The sequence below is a fragment of the Streptomyces sp. NPDC001851 genome (assembly GCF_040297165.1).
Taxonomy (GTDB): Bacteria; Actinomycetota; Actinomycetes; order Streptomycetales; family Streptomycetaceae; genus Streptomyces.
Window position 1 is genome coordinate 1 of sequence record NZ_JBEOYR010000064.1, and the last position, 2883, is coordinate 2883.

Annotated in this window: 2 protein-coding genes; both read right to left on the reverse strand. The window is 71.7% G+C overall.

The annotated features are described in order from the left end of the window. Positions 1–1482 (reverse strand): condensation domain-containing protein (locus tag ABT171_RS41450; protein ID WP_351252116.1); only part of this gene is annotated, 1482 nt, incomplete at its 3' end. Positions 1483–1539: 57 nt separating this feature from the next. Then, on the reverse strand, positions 1540–2883 hold a 1344-nt coding region (locus ABT171_RS41455), incomplete at its 5' end, for a non-ribosomal peptide synthetase (RefSeq protein ID WP_351252114.1).

The window sequence follows — 2883 nt, forward strand, 5'->3', positions numbered from 1 at the left end:
CGCCCGCTCCTCCACCACCCCGTACGTCACCACCACATCCCCGAACACCACAGCCGGAGCATCCGGAACACGACCAGCCCACTCCTCGAACAGCTCGGTCACGGTGGCGGCCGGCACCGTGCGTGCTGTCGCGTTGCGGTCGTGCAGCAGGGTCCTGCGCTCGTCGGCGTCGAGGACGTCCACCGCGCTCACGGCGCGGTCCGGTGCGGACACGAGGGCGCTCAGCACGCGGACGAACCGGGCGGCCATGGTCTGCGCGCTGTCCCGTTCGAACAGGTCGACGGCGTACTGGATCTCGCCGGTCAGACCCGCGGGAGTCGTGTCGGGGGTGTGGCGCTCCTCCAGGTAGAAGGTGAGATCGACCTTGGCCACGCCGGTGTCCACCTCACCGAAGGAGGCGTCGATGCCGGGGATGGCGAACTCTCCCGCGGCGTTGTTCTGGAGGGTCAGCAGCACCTGGAACAGGGGTGCGTGGGAGAGTGAGCGGCCGGGGTTGACGGCCTCCACGACCCGTTCGAAGGGCACGTCCTGGTGCGCGTAGGCCGCCAGGTCCGTCTCCCGCACGCGTGCCAGCAGCTCGCGGAACGTCGGGTCGCCCGACACGTCCGTGCGCAGCACCAGCGTGTTGACGAAGAACCCCACCAGGTCGTCCAGGGCCTCGTCGGTACGCCCCGCCACCGCCGTACCCAGCGGGATGTCCGTACCGGCGCCCAGTCGCGACAGCAGCACGGCCAGCGCCGCCTGCACCACCATGAACACCGTCACGTCCGACGCGCGGGCCAGCGCCACCAACCCACTGTGGGTACCGGCGTCCACCGAGAAACGGACCGTGGCACCCCGATGACTGGCCACCGCCGGACGCGGCCGGTCCACCGGCAGCTCCAGCAACTCCGGAGCCCCCACCAACGCCCCACGCCAGAACGCCAGTTGCTCCGCCATGAGACTGTCCGGGTCGTCCGCCGAGCCCAGTACCTCTTCCTGCCACCGCGCGTAGTCGGCGTACTGGACCGGCAGCGGCTCCCACTCCGGGGCCCGGCCGGCGCACCGGGCCCCGTACGCCGTCGACAGGTCCCGGGCGAGCGGGCCCATCGACCAGCCGTCGCCCGCGATGTGGTGCAGCATGAACAGCAGGACGTGTTCCCGTTCGGCCACCTCGAACAGGGTCACCCGCAGCGGGATCTCGGCCGCGAGGTCGAAGCAGTACCGCGCCCGTTCGGCCAGCGCCCGCGACAGGTCACCCTCCAGCTCGACGAACTCCATCGCCGGAGCGGCGACCGGCTCCACCACCTGGACCGGCTCACCGTCGACCTCCGCGAACCGCGTCCGCAGCACCTCATGGCGTTCCACCACGTCGTTCACCGCGGCGGTCAGCGCGGCCCGGTCCAGCTCACCCGACAACCGGACGTACAACGGGGCGTTGTACGTCGGGCTGGGGCCCTCCATCTGGAACGCGAACCACAGCCGACGCTGCGCGAACGACATGGGGTACACAGGGAACTCCTCTGGGGTGTGCTCAGGAAAACCGGTGGCGGCCGCGGGTCAGGAGCGGCGCATGGAACGCAGGGAGCGGCGTGCCGGGCGGGCGTTGCCGGACTGTTCGGCCAGGGCGGCGACGGTCGGGTTCTCGAAGATGGTCCGGACCGTGATCTCGGCGCCGAGATCCGTTCGCACCCGGCTGATCAGCCGGGTGGCGAGCAGGGAGTGGCCGCCGAGTTTGAAGAAGTTGTCGTCGATGGTGACCCGGGGGACGTTGAGCAGTTCCGCGAAGAGCTCGCAGAGCTTCTCCTCCCTGGCGTTCCTGGGTGCTCGGCCGTCGCCGGCCGTGACCGGCTGGCCCGGGGCGGGCAGCGCCTTGCGGTCCACCTTGCCGTTGGGGGTCAGCGGCCACCGGTCCAGCACCACCACGGCGGACGGCACCATGTAACCGGGGAGCCGCTCCGTGCACCGCAGGGTCGCGGAGTCGGCGAGCCGCGCCGGCTCCGCGGCACCGGGCAGCGGCTCCACGTAGGCGACGATGCGCTTGTCCCCGGGGTGGTCCTCGCGGACGATCACCGCGCTGCGCGCGACCTGCTCATGGGCGTCGAGTACGGCTTCGATCTCACTCGGTTCGATGCGGAAGCCCCGCACCTTCACCTGGGTGTCGGCGCGACCGGCGTATTCGAGCTGGCCGTCGGTGCGCCACCGGACCAGGTCGCCGGTGCGGTACATGCGGCCGCCAGGGGGGCCGAACGGGTCCGCGACGAACCGCTCGGCGGTGAGCCCCGGCCGGTTCAGGTATCCCCGGGCCAGCCCGTGACCCGACACGTACAGCTCTCCCGCGACCCCCGCGGGCACCGGACGCAGCCCCGCGTCCAGCACGTAGACGCGGAGGTTGAGGATCGGGCCGCCGATCGGCGGGACCCCGTCGCCGGCCGGCGGGCGGCCCATGGTCGTGGCGACCGTGACCTCGGTGGGTCCGTAGGAGTTGCTGAGCCGGACCCGCCCGGACCACCGCGCCGCCAGTTCGGCGCTGACGGTGTCGGCGCCGGTGACCAGGGTGCGCAGGTGCGGGAGGTCGAGGACGGGAACGGTGGCCAGGGTGGCCGGCGGAATGACGGCATGGGTGATCCGTTCACCGGCCAGGACCTCGGCGAGCGCGTCGCCGGCCAGCGGCTGGGCGTCCGGCACGACGAGCGCGGCGCCGTTGGTGAACGCCATGCACATCTCCAGCACCGAGATGTCGAAGCTGGGTGAGGACAGCTGGAGCACCCTGCTGTCGCGGTCGACGGCGTAGTGCTCGGCCGCCGAGGCGGAGAGGGAGGCGATGCCGGTGTGGCTGACCACCACACCCTTGGGCCGGCCCGTCGAACCCGACGTGTAGATCACATACGCCGGATGCCGCAC